This is a genomic window from uncultured Tissierella sp. (assembly GCF_902479755.1).
GTDB classification, from domain to species: domain Bacteria; phylum Bacillota; class Clostridia; order Tissierellales; family Tissierellaceae; genus Tissierella; species Tissierella carlieri.
Genome location: NZ_CABSQO010000013.1, coordinates 57,283 through 73,675, shown reverse-complemented (window position 1 = coordinate 73,675; position 16,393 = coordinate 57,283). Strand labels below are relative to the sequence as shown.

At 32.2% G+C, this 16,393-nt stretch carries 14 protein-coding genes and 3 riboswitches; of the genes, 4 read left to right on the top strand and 10 right to left on the bottom strand.

All coding sequences use genetic code 11. The annotated features are described in order from the left end of the window. Positions 1-29: 29 nt before the first annotated feature. A riboswitch (TPP riboswitch) is annotated at positions 30-128 on the bottom strand. 90 nt (positions 129-218) lie between these two features. After that, positions 219-317: riboswitch (TPP riboswitch) on the bottom strand. 80 nt (positions 318-397) lie between these two features. After that, positions 398-1,753 (bottom strand): PLP-dependent aminotransferase family protein, encoded by a 1,356-nt coding sequence (locus tag RDK80_RS08840; protein ID WP_201259991.1) that lies wholly within the window; start codon positions 1,751-1,753, stop codon positions 398-400. A 120-nt stretch (positions 1,754-1,873) separates the two neighbouring features. On the opposite strand from RDK80_RS08840, the gene RDK80_RS08835 reads away from it, so the two are divergent. Together RDK80_RS08835 and RDK80_RS08830 are read left to right on the top strand one after the other, a co-directional pair. Then, positions 1,874-3,100, top strand: coding sequence for an aminotransferase class III-fold pyridoxal phosphate-dependent enzyme (locus RDK80_RS08835; protein WP_308524080.1), 1,227 nt, complete (start codon positions 1,874-1,876; stop codon positions 3,098-3,100). Positions 3,101-3,148: 48 nt separating this feature from the next. After that, a complete protein-coding gene (locus RDK80_RS08830; protein WP_094903426.1) occupies positions 3,149-3,559 on the top strand; it encodes a GNAT family N-acetyltransferase in 411 nt (136 codons plus the stop codon). A 174-nt stretch (positions 3,560-3,733) separates the two neighbouring features. Here RDK80_RS08830 and RDK80_RS08825 read toward each other — a convergent pair whose 3' ends face one another. From RDK80_RS08825 to RDK80_RS08815, 3 genes are all read right to left on the bottom strand, one after another. Continuing rightward, positions 3,734-5,317 carry a M56 family metallopeptidase gene (locus tag RDK80_RS08825; protein WP_308524079.1) on the bottom strand — a complete coding sequence of 528 codons (1,584 nt, stop codon included), beginning with the start codon at positions 5,315-5,317 and terminating at the stop codon, positions 3,734-3,736. 10 nt (positions 5,318-5,327) lie between these two features. Next, positions 5,328-5,687: a BlaI/MecI/CopY family transcriptional regulator gene (locus tag RDK80_RS08820; protein ID WP_308524078.1), complete on the bottom strand. Its 360-nt coding sequence runs from the start codon at positions 5,685-5,687 to the stop codon at positions 5,328-5,330. A gap of 281 nt (positions 5,688-5,968) precedes the next feature. Beyond that, positions 5,969-7,300, bottom strand: a complete 1,332-nt coding sequence (locus RDK80_RS08815) for an MATE family efflux transporter (protein ID WP_308524077.1) — start codon at positions 7,298-7,300, stop codon at positions 5,969-5,971. A gap of 85 nt (positions 7,301-7,385) precedes the next feature. Between RDK80_RS08815 and RDK80_RS08810 the strand changes: the two genes are divergently transcribed. Both RDK80_RS08810 and RDK80_RS08805 read left to right on the top strand, forming a co-directional pair. Continuing rightward, complete coding sequence (locus RDK80_RS08810) at positions 7,386-8,210, top strand: MerR family transcriptional regulator (RefSeq protein WP_094903424.1); 825 nt, start codon at positions 7,386-7,388, stop codon at positions 8,208-8,210. 249 nt (positions 8,211-8,459) lie between these two features. Then, positions 8,460-8,552, top strand: a riboswitch (THF riboswitch). Between the two features lie 50 nt (positions 8,553-8,602). Next, positions 8,603-9,124: a folate family ECF transporter S component gene (locus tag RDK80_RS08805; protein ID WP_094903420.1), complete on the top strand. Its 522-nt coding sequence runs from the start codon at positions 8,603-8,605 to the stop codon at positions 9,122-9,124. 89 nt (positions 9,125-9,213) lie between these two features. Here the strand turns inward: RDK80_RS08805 and pepT are convergent, their stop codons facing one another. From pepT to RDK80_RS08775, 6 genes are all read right to left on the bottom strand, one after another. Continuing rightward, positions 9,214-10,425, bottom strand: a complete 1,212-nt coding sequence (pepT, locus tag RDK80_RS08800) for a peptidase T (RefSeq protein ID WP_094903418.1) — start codon at positions 10,423-10,425, stop codon at positions 9,214-9,216. A 27-nt stretch (positions 10,426-10,452) separates the two neighbouring features. Further along, positions 10,453-11,982, bottom strand: coding sequence for a YfcC family protein (locus tag RDK80_RS08795; protein ID WP_094903416.1), 1,530 nt, complete (start codon positions 11,980-11,982; stop codon positions 10,453-10,455). A gap of 265 nt (positions 11,983-12,247) precedes the next feature. Beyond that, positions 12,248-13,000, bottom strand: coding sequence for a ThiF family adenylyltransferase (locus RDK80_RS08790; RefSeq protein WP_094903414.1), 753 nt, complete (start codon positions 12,998-13,000; stop codon positions 12,248-12,250). A 248-nt stretch (positions 13,001-13,248) separates the two neighbouring features. Continuing rightward, positions 13,249-14,085 (bottom strand): hypothetical protein, encoded by an 837-nt coding sequence (locus RDK80_RS08785; RefSeq protein WP_308524076.1) that lies wholly within the window; start codon positions 14,083-14,085, stop codon positions 13,249-13,251. 84 nt (positions 14,086-14,169) lie between these two features. Next, positions 14,170-15,564 (bottom strand): HAMP domain-containing sensor histidine kinase, encoded by a 1,395-nt coding sequence (locus RDK80_RS08780; protein WP_308524075.1) that lies wholly within the window; start codon positions 15,562-15,564, stop codon positions 14,170-14,172. Further along, positions 15,561-16,220 carry a response regulator transcription factor gene (locus tag RDK80_RS08775; RefSeq protein WP_256310321.1) on the bottom strand — a complete coding sequence of 220 codons (660 nt, stop codon included), beginning with the start codon at positions 16,218-16,220 and terminating at the stop codon, positions 15,561-15,563. Before RDK80_RS08775 ends, RDK80_RS08780 begins: the two co-directional genes overlap by 4 nt. Positions 16,221-16,393: the final 173 nt, after the last annotated feature.

Sequence of the window (16,393 nt, the reverse complement as noted above, 5' to 3'; positions counted from 1 at the left end):
ACACGGAGAAGCACCCTAATCAAATACAATAATGTAAGTGATTTGCTTCCCTACGTCGGTATTAACCAACAGGTTCAAAGGGTCAGGTTCTACCTTCTCAACTATTTATAGTCCCCCCGCAAATATTAACTATATTCATTTTTTATACTTAGTAACTCTATTTTAAATAAATAATAGGATACTTCTCTATACGGAGAAGCACCCTAATCAAATACAAATAACATAAATGATTTGCTTCCCTACGTTGGTATTAACCAACAGGTTCAAAGGGTCAGGTTTTACCTTCTCAACTACTTGTAGTCCCCCTGCAAATATTAACTATATTGATTATATCCCATAGTAATAACATAATCAAGCTACAAAAGTATAATTTTTTCTCTAACTTTTATAAATATTATTATTTTCCTTCAGCTTCCATAACTGAAATTATAGTAGCCAAAGCGTCCATATTTTCTTCTGGAACACCTGATATGCAAATCCTTATGTAATTACAATTCCTCTGATTCTTCTCTTTAGACCATTCTTCTGGAAAGAATTCTGATGCTGCTTTTACAAGAATCCCATGATGCTTAAGTTTCTTTTCAAATTCTACAGCCTCTATATTCTCAGGCAGATGGAGCCATATGAATATTCCATGTTCTGGAACATACCAACTGAAACCTAACGGGCTTAATGATTTAACGATTTTAGCTGCCTTCTTAAGTTTAGTTTCATAAGATTTTTTGACTTTTTTAATATGTTTTTCGTACATTCCTGATTTTATAAAAATATCCAGTGCTGCTTGTGGAATTTTTGATGTATTCAAGTCACTAATATGCTTAATATTAATCACTTCCTCAATCATGGATTCTGGAAGTACTGCTGCTCCCATCCTTATTCCAGGCATGAAAGCCTTTGAAAAGCTTCGTATATAAATAGTGCCTTTGCTTATATCATAATAATGTATTGACATAGAACCTTTTCTTGAGCCTAAATCTGCTAAATAGTCATCTTCTATAATAAGCACATTATATTTATAAGAGAGTTCGGCAATTTTCTGCTTGTCTTTTTCAGAAAGAGTATAACCGGTAGGATTATGATGTCTTGGTATAACATAGAAGGCAGTAATTTCACCTGACTTAAATATTATTTCCATTTCTTTATAGTCAAAACCATCAACTCTCCTTTCAATTCCTATAATATCAATACCTAAATGATCTGCCAATTTTAAAGCAAGACTGTATGTAGGAGATTCAACAAGTAATTTACCTTTACTTTTCCCAAATAGATATTGAAATACTAACCCTATAGCTTGTTGGGCTCCATTGGTAATTATTATCCTTTCGGCAGCAGTATATATTCCGTCCTTCTCGAATTCATACTTCAATGTATCCCTTAAAGAAGATAGTCCACCGCTAGATTCATATTCAAACAATGTATTTTTATACATATCAACCGCCTTATTCATTACATGAGTGAACTCTCTATATGGAATAAGTTTTTCATCTGGCTTAACTGTCCTAAAATCCACCTCTTCCTGCACCACCTTTAATCTTTCTTCTGAATCAATCAAGTAAAAACCTCCGCGAGGAATACTATATACCTTATGCTCCCTTTCCAATTCGTTATATGCTTTATTTACAGTTATTTTATTTATAGAAAGGTATGAAGATACTTCTCTGCAGCTGGGAAGCCGCTGACCATTTTTTATTTTCCCATCCTTAATTTCTCTAAATATAAAATCCTTAACCACCTCAACTTTACTTTTTTTCATCATTTTTCACCTCTACACCATATTTTGTAATAGTACAGAATGAATTTTACATAATTGAACTACTATATTTTTCATTATATACTTAACCTAAAATAATACAATATATTGGAGGTAATAAAGGTGGATGAACTATACAAAGATAGATGCATGAAAATGTTTACAAATCCAGATACTTCCATAACAGTCATGGAAGCTTTAGGTACTCGAATCAAAACTAAAGAATATGGAGAACTGATTGATTTTGAATCAGGATGTTGGGCTGCTGTCCTAGGTCATAGCAAGAAAGAAGTCGTGGCGACTATAGTTGAAAATGCGGGACATTTATTTCATACTCATCAATATTTTGATACAGAACACCCGGGGGCATTAGTAAAAGAACTTACTGAAGCGTCTAAACTTAATGGAAACTATAAAGGAACCTTTATGTCATCGGGAAGTGAGGCTGTTTCTCTAGCTGTTTTACTGGCTGAACTTGTTACTGGTAGACTAAAGAAACTTTCCTTATCAATTTCTTATCTTGGTACATCTCCGGAACTGAGAATGCCTAGAAACCCTAATCAATGGGTAGACCTAAATGTATATGAGTGCCTCAACTGTACAAAAAATTCCAACTGCGAAGAATGTGGTAAGTATAATCATATAGATTTCTCATATATTGCTGCATTTGCTCTGGAGCCTGGGAATTCAGGGGGCCTTGTCCTATGTCCACCAGATAAGCTAATCACATTTCTAGTTAAAAATATTAGAAATTCAGGAGGCTTTGTTATAGCAAATGAAGTTACGACAGGCTTCGGCAGGACTGGTAAATGGTTTGGATTTCAACACTATAAGGTCTTTGACTGTGAATCAAGTTCCCCTGATTTTATTGCGCTAGGTAAAGGTCTTGGAAACGGCTATCCTATAAGCAGCTTGCTGGTTCGTTCAGAATTGGCAGATATAGTAGAGTCAATAGATTTTAGATACGTCCAATCTCATACGGACGACCCTCTAGGTTGTATGGTCGCAAGGAAAGTAATTGAAGTCATGTTAAATGAAAATCTCGTTGAATACGGAAATAAAATAGGAGAATATTTTCGTCATAAACTAGCTGAAATAGGTGAACGTACAGGTGGAATAATGGAAGTACGTGGAAGAGGAATGATGAACGTTGCGGTTCTTGATAAAAGACATAAAGCATCAGAAGTATTTAAAGTCCTTCTCGAAAGAGGTTTTTTCATTGGATATTCAGATGTTCATAATTATCTACATTTCTATGCTCCATTAATAATTAAGAGTGAAGAAATCGATAACCTATGCAATTCTCTTGAACTTATTCTAGAATCTGATTCAACTATAAAATTTAAATAACCTATCTGCTATTAGGTAAATTATCATTAAAATTATGGAGGTAATAAAATGAACAACTTTGAATATTATATCTCTACAGATAAGTCAAAATTAAATATTGAATCAGTAAAATCATTATTAAAACAATCTTATTGGGCTAATGACAGAACTGAAGAAACAATATTTAAATCTATTGAAAATTCGATCTGTTATGGAGTATATCAGAATGGCAAATTAGTTGGATTTGGTAGAGTGGTTACAGATTACTCTACAGTTTATTGGATTTGTGACATAATAGTTGACATAAATCATCGAAACAATGGTTTAGGAAAAAAACTGATGGAAAATATTATGACAACTAAAGAATTAGAAGGATTGCTAGGTATTCTAGCTACTCAAGACGCCCACGGATTATATGAGCAATATGGTTTTACTAGAGAATCCCATAAGTTTATGATGAAAAAAAGAACTAGACTATAAAAGCTTGAAAACCAATTTCCATTAATGTTGACAATAAGAATCATAATTATGTCAGAAATCTCTATAATAATTAGGTTTTCATCTAAAATTAAGTATAGTTTTAAATATTTGACTAAACAAGGGATTTATAATAATTCTTAATTCCTATAAACCCCTTGTTTCAACATATTGTTTTTACTTATTTATATGTTTATATATTTCGTCGGCTTCTTCCTTTGTTATTCTTCCTGCCTTAAACTCTCTATCAGTATATAATTTCACAGCAGATATCATTTCTTCTTTTGTTTCATAAGGTCCAAATTCAACTAGTTCTCCATCATCAAAGTTTATAAGAGTGCTATGATTTATACTAATTCCAACATTGCTAGGTATAAAAGACATCATAACACTATCTTCTCCATCTACTAATTTTGATACCAATGTTCCCTTCTTGATATCTTCTAATATCTGTTCGTATCGTCTAATAGCCTCATCAGCTCTTTCCTGTGTCCAGACAAACCACCCATCCGAAGGATTCCATCCTTTTTCACCATCATCCACCATCTGTTGCAGAACTTTCTTCTCTTCATCTAACCAAGATTTGTATTCATCGTAAGTATACCACTCTACTTTAGGAGATGGATATGCCTCCTCAAATTCTTCTTCTGTCATCCAAGTTTTACCCTCATCTACACTTACCATCATTTTCCCAGTTTTGTCATCAAGAATTACCGAACTTAAAATCACTGATGTTCCCTCTTTGATTTCTCTATAACCAATTTCCTTATCCATTATTATATTTTCGTTCCCATTTTTTCTTGTAGCATTTGCCGTCGTTGCAAAAACAGCCGTAGTACCAATCACCAAAATAAAAGCAAAAGCAATGTTTAAAATAGTAACCTTCTTTAATTTCATAATAGACACAATCCTTTCTTCGATTGAATTTCTACTGAACCCACTATATAATGGGTTAAACTTATTTCTTTCTTCTGCCATATTGATTAGAGCTAATGCATAATCAGATTTTGTTGTTTCACCATAAATTTTGATAACCTTTTCGTCACAAGCAAGTTCTATGTCTCTGTTCATTATTATATACATGACCCATACCATAGGATTAAACCAATGGAAACATAGGCAAAGGATCATTATAACCTTCCACAATATGTCAAAGCTTTTAATATGAACTAATTCATGTGTGAGAATATAATTTATTTGTTGTTGATTGCTAAAATCCATTGATTTAGGCAGAATAATTTTGGGATGCAGCAATCCATAGGCCAGGGGAGTTGTGATTCTATCTGATACCATAATCTTTAAATTACGATGTAGCCTTTGCCCGCTCAGCCACTCATTTATAATGGGGTTATTTTTTATTGGCAATGCAGTTTGCAACTCTTTATAACTTTTATAAAAAGCTACTATAAAAAGAGTTACAAGAGCCAATAATCCTATTCCCCAGCATATTTCAATTAAATTAAATTTTATCATTCTACTAGCTGTAATATTCCCTATAATATAAGAACTACTAAGGCTTCTATTTTGAGAAATATCTGGTAATCGTCTTATTGTTGATTGTACACTCCAAATGGATATATGAAATAGATTATACACGCTAAATTCTGAGGTCACAGAGAAAGGTATAAGTAATTTTAATATTGCAATTCCCCACAATACCTTAAAAGTTGTTTTAGGTAGTTTGTTAATTAAGAAATATCTTGAAATCACAATAATGATAATGAGTATACCTGTTGAAACACTTCTCTGAAGAATGCTCATTAAAATCCCCTCACTTTAGTTCATCTATAATTTTCTTTAACTTATTAATATCATGCTGATTTAACTGCTTGCTGTTAATAAATGTAGCGAAAAACATTTCAGCCGAACCATCGAACATTTTATTAATAAGTTCTATAGTTTCTTGTTCCTGTACCTGCTCTTTAGAAATTAACGTCCTACAGGTATAGTTAGGCTCTAGCCTTTTAATAGCTCCTTTTTCAACGCATTTCTTAATTACGGTATATGTCGTATTTCTATTCCATCCAATTTCTTCTTTTAAGATTTTAGCAATCTCACCAGCGGTCAAATCCCCCTCTCGCCATAATACTTCCATTACTTTTAATTCAGAATCAAATAATTTGATCTCCATAATATTATCCTCCTTAATGACTATTGCAATAGTATAGTTTTACACTATCACGATAGTCATATTCTGTCAATGACTATTTTAATAGTCATATATTTTATTTAATCATCTTTCTCTTACAGGTATCATGTATATTCTCTTTTAAAATTGAATTAAGGGAAGTCAAAAGACTCCCCTTGAAAATACATATATTTTTAATATCCCTCTAAGTCATAATCTATTTTTTAGCCTCTAACTCCATGACTTACGTTACCATAAATAAAACCTCTATATTAATCTAATATTTAGGCATAATGATAATCTTTTCTAAAAACAGCCAAATATATAATACACATTATCATAGCTAAAAATTCGGCTATGGTCATAGCATACCATACGCCCTCTATACCCCAAATTAATGGCAATATAATAAGTCCTGCTGTAATAAATACGAAAGTTCTCATAAAAGAAACAATTGCTGAAACCCTACCATTTGAAAATGCAGTAAACATAGCAGATGTAAATATGTTTATTCCTGCAAAGAGAAAATTGATACTAAAAATATAAAATTTTTCTATAGTAATATTATATACTACACTGTTTTTAGGAACAAACAGTTGAACGAGTAATGGTGCAGATAACGTCGCAACAGCATAGGATATAATCGAGCTTACCACAATGAAAGTTATACAGTATCGAAAAATTTTTTTAATTTGTATTATATTTTGGCTTCCATAATTAAAACTAATAATTGGGGATACACCCATTGAAAATCCCATAAATACAGCATTTAATAAGAATTGAGCATATAGCATAATAGTAATTGCTGCAACACCATTTTCTCCTAAATACTTCATCATTATTATATTATATAAAAAGGTAACCACAGCAAGTGCAATATTGCTCACCATTTCAGATGAACCGTTAAAGCAGCTGTCCCATAGAACTTTTTTATCTAGCTTTGGTTTTACAAAATATAATGTTCCCTTTCTGAGGAAAGTAAAATAGAGCATTCCAAAAACAGCTGGAATTGTAATACCTATTCCAGTAGCAATTGCAGCACCTACAATACCCATTTGCATTGGAACAATAAAGATATAATCAAGTACAATGTTTGTACAACCACCAACAATAGTCATTACAAGTCCAAGCTCAGGTTTTCCAGCAGTAACAAAAAAACATTGAAACAGCATTTGAAGTATGGCAAGGGGAGTAAAAAATAAAAATGTTCTCCCATAGTCAAGGCATAGCTGAAGTACTGCTTCATTGGCTCCTAATAAAACTACTAGGGGTTTAATAAAAGCAATACCTACTACCAAAATAATCAAACCTATCATAACACCAACTAAAACAATCAAACTAAAGTTTTCTCTTGCAGCTTGACTTTCCCCTTCCCCCATTTTTTTAGCAATCACTGCACTTCCTCCTGTAGCAAACATAAGCCCTATAGCAATAATTACATTATAAATTGGATATACAATATTAACTGCCGATAATGCTGTTGTGCCAACAAAACGAGATACAAACAGTCCATCAACAATTGTATACAATGACATAAAAACTATCATCACTATAGTTGGAAGGGCAAATTTAAATAGTGAATAGAAGCTAAATTCCTTATCTATCGAATTTTTCATGATGATTTTCTCCTATTGATAATTTATATAACATTGATTATAATAAAGTATAGTGTTACCCGATAGTCAAGAGGAGATTTTATTTATGAACAAAAACTTACAGAATTACTTTACAACTGGAGAATTTGCAAAAATTGTAGGGGTTACAAAACACACTTTATTCCATTATGATCAAATAGGTATATTTTCTCCAGAACTAAAAGGAGAAAATGAATACAGATATTATTCTGTTTTTCAAGTTGAACCTTTCTATGTCATATCTGCATTAAAAGAATTGGGAATGCCATTGAAAGAAATTAAAGCTTATTTAGATATACGGGGACCAGAAAAACTTATTGATTTATTGAATAAACAGGAAGATGAAATCGACAAAAAAATTGATCGGCTTCTTGCCATGAAGGAATTAATTTCGCAAAAATCACAGCTTACTAAATCTCTATTTAATGTAGATACAAAAAATATTTCTATATCAGAAGAAAAGGAAGAGTTATTGCTTTTAACACCTACTCTACCATGGACAGGAGAACGCAGTGTATTCATATCCTTTGCAAATCACATAAAATCTTGTATAGAAAATAATATCTTTATCCCTTATTCTGTAGGTCAGATGATTAGTAGTTCAAACATTCTTGAAAAGGATTTTAATGCCTATGATTATTTCTATACAAAGGTTTCTACGCAACTACCAAAGGTTGATATTTATCTTAAAAAGTCAGGTCGATACTTAACTGCATATCACACAAATGGTTATTCTTCAATTGAGGAAACTTATGAAAAAATACTTACCTTTGCAGAGCAGCATCAACTACAGCTAATAGAATATTTTTTTGAAGATGCGGTTTTAGATGAGTTATCTGTTGTCGGATATGAAAATTTTGTAATTAAAATTTCAGTTCTGATTAAGGAATAACCAGAATAAAAGCTGTTTGGTCCATTAGAATTCTCCAAAACATTCCATCCTGATCTTAGTCAGGAATTACCTTATGTACACTTGCCATAGGGAATTAACTTCACTATAATATCAATATCCTGTAAAAACACCTTATTACTGGATATTTAAAATCTCGTCCATGCAAATTAAAATCTATAAATAAACAAATTATCTGTAAATCAATTCTAATATATGTTATTATAGAATTTGGAAAATAAAATAATATATGACAGAGTAGATAACAAGCGTTAAGTGTTTGAGAATGGAACGTTGTCTCAAGACGAAAAGCTATGCTTGCGGTTTGTTATCGCGTTCACTGCTCATAAGACTTCTTTCTTATGTGCAGGTCATAAAAGAAAGGAGTTTTTTTAATGATTAAGGAAAGTCGTTTTACAACAAAAAAAATCGCTTACGGAGCTATATTTGTAGCACTATCCGTAGCCATCAACACCATGAGAATAGGAAGTATAAGTTTTGGGGGATTTCCTATAATATTTTCAGGCTATGCCCTTGGGCCTTTAATGGGATTTATAGTTGGAGGATTAGCCGATGTAGTAGGCTTTCTAATTAGACCATCTTCAACAGGATCATTTAATCCCTTATTTACTTTAACATCAGCTTTAACCGGAGCAATACCAATACTTATAACAAGACTTCTAGGAGATAAATATCCAGATTATAAACTATGGAAAATCTTTATTGGGATTTTTGTTGGACAAACCATAACTTCTGTAATAATGGTACCTATATTCACATCTTTACTTTTTGGTAGAAATACTATATGGTTCTATATGTGGAAAGCTGGTATTAAACAAGCACTTTCAATTCCTGTATATGCAATACTGTTAAAGGCAATAAATGATATAATAATAAAGCAATTTGATTTTAGGTAATAATATAATTTTATAAAATCAAGGATGTGAAAACTTTATTCTCTTCACATCCTTGATCTTTTTATATTAATTTACTACCCTTTACTTGATTATTTTGCGTTATTTTCAACAATTTTTACAATTAACTGTGATGCTAGCTTCATTGCTTCTGTTGGGATAAACTCAAATCTTCCATGAAAATTATAACCTCCCGTAAAGATATTAGGACACGGAAGACCCATATAGGAAAGCTTCGCCCCATCAGTTCCTCCCCTAATAGGTTGAATAATTGGCTGAATTCCTAGTTCTATCATAGACCTTTTAGCAAGTTCAATGATTTCCATATGCGGTTCGATTTTTTCTTTCATATTATAATAGCTATCTTTAATCTCTATGGTAATTGTATTTCCATACTTATCATTTAAGAAATTTATTATCTTTCTAAAATCTTCCTTTTTCTTGTCAAACCTATCCTTACAGTGATCTCTAATAATATAGCTAATAACTGTATGGTCTATGCTTCCAGTTATTTCATCTAATAAATAAAATCCTTCATAGCCCTCTGTATATTCTGGTTTTTCATTTACTGGCAGCATAGATTCAATTTCCATGGCTATTCTAAGTGAATTTACCATAATATTTTTCGCCGTACCTGGATGTACGTTTTTTCCTCGGATCTCTATCTTCACACTTGCAGCATTAAAATTTTCATATTCCAGTTCGCCTACAGGACCCCCATCAACAGTATATCCAAAGTCCGCTTTAAAGTTCTTTATATCAAATAAATCTGCTCCTCTTCCAATTTCTTCATCTGGTGTAAATCCAATCTTAATATCTCCATGTTTTATTTCCGGATGTTTGACTAAATATTCCATCGCATCCATAATTACAGAAATTCCAGCCTTATCATCAGCCCCTAATAGAGTTGTTCCATCTGTTGTAATAAGCTCCTTACCTATAAGATTTCTTAGGAAAGGAAATTCTTTTATAGTTATACTATATTGTTCATTTAACTCTATATCTCCGCCCCTATATGTGAAAATCTTTGGATTTGTACATTTACCATCTAAATCTGGACTAGTATCTAAGTGGGAGATAAATCCTATAGTGGGTACTTTCTTATCAGTATTAGATTTGAGAGTAGCATATACATATCCATTTTCATCCTGCTTAACATCTTCAAGTCCCAATTCCTTTAGCTCATCCACTAATAAAGTACCTAGCTCCAATTGACCTGGAGTACTAGGACAGGTACTACTATTTTCATCAGATTTCGTATCTATAGCAATATACTTTTTAAATCTTTCAACGATTCTATCCATATAATCATCCTTTCGATTAAAGTAATCTTATAGTAATGTTTGTATAATAAGCATTATCATAGAGAATACTCCGATTACTCCCATTAATGGCAGTATAAACTTTAGCCATTTATTATATGTTACATCTACCATTTCTAGTGTTGCCAAAATTAACCCTGTTGGTGTAATAAATGCCATCCAACCTTGCCCCCAGTTATATGCCGTAACTACAATATCTCTAGATACTCCTACTGTATCTGCCAGTGGAGCCATTATAGGCATAGAGAGTGTGGCTAGCCCTGATGAAGATGGTATAAAAAATCCTAGAAAACTAAAGAGTATCATCTGAACTACTGCAAAAATACCGCCATTCATATTTCTAATGATAGATGATGTATAGAATAGCAATGTATCAGATATCATTCCATTATCCATTACAATATTAATTGCTCTTGCAACTCCTATTATAAGTGCAACACCTACTAAGTCTGCTGCACCATTTATAAATGTATTAATAGCTTCTTTTTCTGATAGTCCTGACAAGAACACTATGACAATAGCTACTGCTAAAAATAATGCCGCCATTTCTGGGAACCACCATCCACCTCTAGAAACTCCCCAAATCATAAATGGAAATGCACCTAAAAATATAACAAGTATCAGGATTCTTCTCCAATTAAAGGGAGCTACATTCTCAGGGTCATAATTTTTCAAAAATCTTTCCTCTATCTTTTCCATATCCTCATATATTAAAGAATCCTTTGGATTTCTCTTTACTTTTCTGGCATAGTAGTAGATATATATTAAAGTTATTATAGTAGCCAATACTAAAGCTATAATACGGAATGTAAGCCCTTCATTAAATGAAATTCCAGCAGCATTTGAGGCAATAACTACTGAAAAAGGATTTACAGTTGAATACATGGACCCAATTGAAGATCCCATATATATTGCTGCAATACAAACTATCGCATCATATCCACTAGCTACAAATATAGGCATAAGTATAGGATATAAAGCAATGGTTTCTTCCGCTAATCCAAAGGTAGTTCCTCCTAAGGCTATTAGTGATGTAACAAACACTACTAATAAAAACTCTTTTCCCTTTGTTCTCTTTGATAGGGCAGCAATCCCTGCATCGAATGTTCCAGTCTTATTAACTAAACCTATAATTCCTCCTAAGATTAGGACAAAAACCATAATATCAACAGTATCCATAATACCTTCAATAGGTGACATGATAACTGATAAAACTCCTTGTGGCGACTGTGGTATAGTCTGATAAGTATCCGGTATAGCTATAGGTTTTTTAATACTACCATCTGTAAACTTACTAATATCCATCCTAATGTTTAAGGTATTTAGTGTTTCTTGAGTCGCCGGAAGTGTGTTTATTTCCCCCTGATGATTTTCTACCAAAAAAACATTCTGATCTGAATCATATTGTAATTTTGAATAAAATCCTGCTGGAACTATATAAGTTAATATAGCAGCAAGTATTAGAATTATAAATAAAACTGTAAAGGCTGTGGGAAATTCAAACCTTTTCTTCCTTTTATTTTTCCTTTCTTCATTCATATTTTCATCTCCCTATATAGTAATGGTTACAATCATTTAGTATTTCCTAAACAGTATTTGCATTTATTAGCTAATTTATAGCTATTTTTTTCATCTCTATAGAAATTTACAAAGGATTATGAATTTCTTCTAACCAAGTACTTACTTTAATTATTTTCTTATTAATTTAAAATACAAAAAAGAGCAACTAAATAAATAGTTGCTCTAATAAATTTTGTTTTAATACTATATTAAATTATCATTAACAATTAATATCTTATTTTCTTTATAATTCAATGATATCCTTTATTACTTCTCCAGCAATAATTAAACCTGCTACAGATGGAACAAATGATACACTTCCCGGGATTTGCCTTCTAATAGTACATTTACGAGCTGTACCTGGAGGACAAATACATTTATTCTTACAATTATCTTCTTCGTTTTCTATCGGCTTTAATGCTGGTTCCTTTGAATATACCACCTTTAAGGAATCAATACCTCTTTTTCTCAACTCGGAACGCATTGTTCGGGCAAGCGGACATATGCTTGTCTTATATATATCAGTTACTTCAAATCTAGTTGGGTCTAGTTTGTTTCCTGCGCCCATACAACTAATAATTAGAGTGTTACATTTCTTTGCTTTCTCAATTAGAGTTAACTTTGAAGAGACAGTATCAATAGCATCTACTACATAAGTATATTTAGATAGATCAAACTCATCTGCATTATCTACAGTGTAGAAGGTCTGATGTATCTCTACATTAACTTTTGGATTTATTTCCAATATCCTATCTCTCATGACCTCAACCTTGTGTTTTCCTATAGTCTTTCTTGTTGCTATCAGCTGTCTATTTATATTTGTTAAGCAGACCTTATCATCATCAACTATGGCAATATTACCTACTCCACTTCTTACCAAAGCCTCTACTGTAAATGATCCAACTCCACCTATACCAAATACTGCAACAAATGAGTTTCTTAATTTATCTACACCTTCAACTCCAAGCAGAAGCTCGGTTCTTGAAAATTCATTCATCTACTTCTCTCCTTAATTGAAATTTTAGTCTAAAAATCCCACAATAAAGTGGGATTCATTAATATATTATACTACTTAAAGTCAAGGATATCTAGCCTTGATTAGTAATTTCTCTAAGTATTCGAGAAGTAAAATATAGCTTTTTGAATCCTATAAAGGTATATAATAATTTTTTACTGAAACAATAAAGAAACATATCATAAATTAATTATAATATATAACCCAATAACCCTTAAAAACCTTTTTTATTAACCAAGATAATTATCATCATTATTCCTATCAGGATCGATGGTATTAATAGTTTGGAGATTTTTGCTATCAGTTGATATGGTGACTTCTGTCTGCTGTCCTTCCTCATCGGTTACAAGAACAACAACAAATATTTCATAGGCTCTTGCATCAGAAGGCGATTTTCCAGCTGGAATACTTTTTCCATCGATAGATGCAGCTATATCTTTGAACTCTGCTGCAATTGCTTTAGTTCCAAAATGTTTTTCAGTAAATTGCTTTGCCAACTGTAAGTATTCATCACAATTATTTTTATACTCTTCTGTAACTTTTTGATAGTTAAAAGGTACAGTTGTTTCTTTTCTTCCGTATTGCTTTGAAACAGAATTTCTTTTACCAGATATAGCTTCGATGACGAAGCTGTAAGTTGGTGGTCCATCTGAAATATCACTGCCCGTTTCAATAATATCGCCACTCCAGTATGCTTTGGCAACAGAAGGGTCAACGAAGTAGGACATATAAATTGTCTTACCCTCTAAATCAATCTGAAACATATCCCAAAGATATTGGGCCCCAATCTCAGCTGCCTCTTCAATTGGCAATGCACTGGCATTTGTAGATGACATGATTTTGTTCTCCAAAACATTGTAGTCAGCCTTTACATAATCATCAGCTTTATCAATTACTGTAGTACTAATATTGTACGTTGTAGGAATTGATTCCTCTTTATCCAATGCTAATGCCATTGCTGTATTGCTGGCTCCTACAAAAATCGTACCACATAAGCCTATAGCAATTGTACTTGATGCTACTGTCCTCCAGATACTTTTTTTCTTTATTTCTTTTCTTTGTGCCATAGATGAATCTCCTTTCAAATTTATTTTAGTGATAGACACAAATAAAGTATAATCATAAGATATTATTGAATTATTATGAACTTGTTATGAACTTGTAAAAGTTAATTTTACTATAGTACCCATATTTGGTAATGATTCAATTGAAAGCATAGCATTGTGACAATGAGCTATTTGTTCACAAATAGAGAGTCCAAGTCCTGCACCACCTTTTGCTCGATTTCGTGATTCATCTACACGATAAAATGGATCTGTTACTTTGTTAATTTCATTTTGCGGAATACCTTCACCATTATCTTGTACAGATAGAACATGACATCCGTTTTCAATATAAGCATTCCATATAATGACCCCTTTAGAATTGCAAGCTTTTATAGCATTATCAGTAAAATTAAGAAGCAGACTTTGTAATAAATCCATATCGCCATAAATAGTATCTATCTGACTTTTCCACTTAAGTGAAATCTGATTTTCAGTCAGCTTCGCCGCTAGGGATTTATAAGAGTGTTCAAATAGATTTTTTACATCTACTTCTTTCATTTTAATTTTCTGGTTCCTTAATGTAGCTAACTCTAAAAGTCTGTTCGATATATTGAGCATACGTTGACTTTCAGACATTATATAATCGGCAGCTAGTATTTTTTCTTCGTCACTTATAGTAGCTTTCTGAATATATTCAGCGAATCCATAGACCGAAGTAAGGGGGGTGCGTATCTCATGTGCTAAATTGTCTATAAATTGCTGTTTTTGCTCCGACGCTTCCGCAAGTTGAGTAATGCGTCGTTGGATTTCCTCTGCCATGTTATTGAAACTCCCTGCCATTTCAGCAATTTCATTGCTTCCAGATACGGTAATACGGTTATCATATTGTCCATCAGCAATTTTCTTTGAGGCAGCTGACACCATATCCAATGGTTTGAAAACACGTCCTAGAAGATATTGAAGGCTTACGGCTAAAATAATGGCAAACATGATACCAACTAACAACAAAATACGCTGTATATCCTTCCATCCCTTCAATTCACCCGAAATATCGTAAAGATACTGAATGCTAAATTTATTATCAGTTCCCGGCAATTCTCCAATGACCTTAAAATAAACGCCATCACCTATATCTTCAAAAGTTGCTTTTCTCATACCTATTTCTGTAGAATAGCGTCCTAATTTATCTTGACGTTCTGATAAACTACTGTATATCATCTCCTCTTGCGAAAATAATTCTAAAAATACATTTTGCTTTTGATAGTACTCTGTATAGAAATCAAAAAGCTGCTCTATTGCTTCATCTAAGTCTCCTCCACGATTGACAACAGCCATTAGGTCTTTACCAAATGAAGAAGAAATAAAATAGTGCTCATTTATTCCTCGTTCTTTTATAATAGTCATCTGATTATTAAAAATAAAAGCTGAAATAAAAAACAAACTGGCAAAAAATATTATCAAAAATAAAGTAAAGGTGGCAACGAATGTTCTGAACTTCAATCCAGCACCTCCAGTCTATATCCTAATTTATATACTGTCTTTATATAATTATCTAAGCCTAGTTTTTTCCGCAACTTTGTGATATGAACATCTACTGTTCTTGTATCACCTTCAAAATCATATCCCCATGCTAGTTCTAGTAATTTTTCACGTGAAAGAGCAATATTTCGATTTCGAATCAATACAACTAGCAAATCAAACTCTTGTGGTGTAATATCGACTAATTTATCATTGAGAAATGCTTGTCGTCCATCTAAATTCACACGAACATTGCTAAGTACAAAAAACTTTTGAGCCTTATTTGTCCGTCGTAGCAAAGCTTCAACACGTGCCTGTAATTCCACCATTTCAAAGGGTTTTACTATATAATCATCAGCACCTAATGTCAATCCCTTAACTCTATCTGAAAGGGAACTTTTTGATGTAAGAAATATAACTGGTATATTCATTTTCTTTACTGCCTCTAAAACCTCATAGCCATTCATTTTAGGTAGCATTATGTCAAGTAGTATCAAATCAAATGTATGTTTCTGTATCATTTCCAACGCAGCTTCACCATCATATACAGATATACACTCATGCCCTACTAACTTTAAGTTTCTATTAATTAAAACATTGATAGGCATTTCATCCTCAACAATTAAAATTAATGCCATAAATCCACCCCTTTTCTTCTTCCTATTCTAAACTTTTTAAATATAAAACATAGACACTTCTAATTTAAACCATGGAAAAGTAATTTTTAATTTTAATGAATTTATAATATCATTGAAATTATTTTTTTTCAAATATAGTTATTTTTTTAATATTTGATGCCTATTTTCTAATC